The 1,548-nt window shown below is 70.5% G+C and carries 1 protein-coding gene; it reads right to left on the reverse strand.

Annotation, left to right across the window (positions count from 1 at the left end; translation table 11 throughout):
- Window positions 1-167: 167 nt before the first annotated feature.
- A complete protein-coding gene (locus ACIRVK_RS45520; RefSeq protein WP_404258059.1) occupies window positions 168-1,382 on the reverse strand; it encodes an IS110 family transposase in 1,215 nt (404 codons plus the stop codon).
- Between the last annotated feature and the right edge of the window lie 166 nt (window positions 1,383-1,548).

Genomic DNA, 1,548 nt, shown 5'->3' on the forward strand with positions numbered 1-1,548 from the left:
GGGGGGTGCCCCTATCTGTTTCGTCAATCCTGGCGGGGCTGGTTCATAGGGGTTCGTGCTGGTTTTCGGGGACGTCACGCTTCGCGTGGCGTTCCCGGCGGATCGGGTGTCGTGTGGGCGGGCCGGTGGCCGGCTTGGCGGGGTGGCCGTGCCGGTGAGCGGGGTGTTCAGGCGGCGAGGTCGAGGGTGCGTGGTTCGTAGAAGGTGCCGGTGCGGATCATCGCGTGGATGACGTTCACGCGTTGTCTCGCCAGGCGGAGGATGGCCTGGGTGTGGGTCTTGCCGCGGGCGCGCTGGCGGTCGTAGTAGACCCGCGAGGACGGGTCGCGCTTGCAGCCGATCGCGGCGAACGCGGCCTGGAACAGGGCGCGTTTGAGTAGGCGGTTGCCGCGATGGGGGGCGTGCTCGCCTCGGATGGATGTCCCCGAGGACTTCGTCGCTGGGGCGAGTCCGGCGTAGGAGGCGAGGTGCCCGGCGGTGCGGAAACCGCTGCCGTCGCCGATGGCGACGATCACGGCGGCCGTGGTCCTGACGCCCATGCCGGGCAGTGACGTCAGGAGGTGGAAAAGAGGGAGGGCCTCCAGCAGGGCTGCGATCTCCTGCTCGGTGGCCTGTCGCTGGGCATGGGCGGCGGCAAGCTGGGCGGCCAGGCCCGGCACGATCAGGGCGGACGCCTCGGTGCCGGGAACGACGAGAGTCTGCTCGGCGAGCGCGTCGAAGATCTCGGTGGTGAGGTGATGGGCCTTGCGCGAACCGTGTGCCTTGAGCAGGGCCTCGCAGCGGGCCCGGCCCAGTTTCCTCAGCCGCGCCGGGGAGCCGTGCCGTTGGAGGAGGGCCTGGACATAGGGGTAGGCCAGACGCGGGCCGAGCACGCGCTCGAGCGAGGGGTGGATCTGGGAGAGCAGGCCACGCAGCCGGTTGGTGGCGCGGTTGACCTCACCGGCCAGGTCGTTGTCGTAGCCGGTGAGCATGGTCAGCTCGGCCAGTACCTCGTCGTCTCGGTCGACCGCGCGCAGGGTGTGCGGCATGGTCCGGGCGGTCTCAGCGATCACGAACGCGTCGCGGGCGTCGGTCTTGGCCTCGCCCGGATGCAGGTCGGCGGCCCGCCGCATCGACAGCCCGGGCAGGTAGGCCACCCGGCAGCCCGCCGCGCGGGCCACCGTCAGCGGCAGCGCGCCGATGTTGGCGACCTGGTCCACGACCACCAGCACTGTCCCGAACTTCGCCACCAGCTTGCTGAACAGCTCCAGCAGCTTGGGCTCGGTATTGGGCAGGCGCTTGTCGTGCACGGTCCTGCCATCCCCGGTCCGGCCGTGGGCGTGGTGGAACTCCTTACCCAGGTCCAGGCCGAGGAAGAGATCTATCGCGGTCGTGTCGACCATGTGCGCGTGCCCCTCGCCTCTCATCTCCCCAACTCCTGGCCGTCCCTGCGGCACCACACGCCGGCAACCACGTTACGCAGACATCCCCGCCCTGAAGCGGTCCGGCGTTGCACCGGACCGGGCGGTCGTCAGGCCCCTCATCAGCGGTCAAGCGGTGCCCCGAGGC

Origin of the sequence: Streptomyces sp. NPDC101152, assembly GCF_044768275.1 — a bacterium.
Classification (GTDB): Bacteria; Actinomycetota; Actinomycetes; order Streptomycetales; family Streptomycetaceae; genus Streptomyces.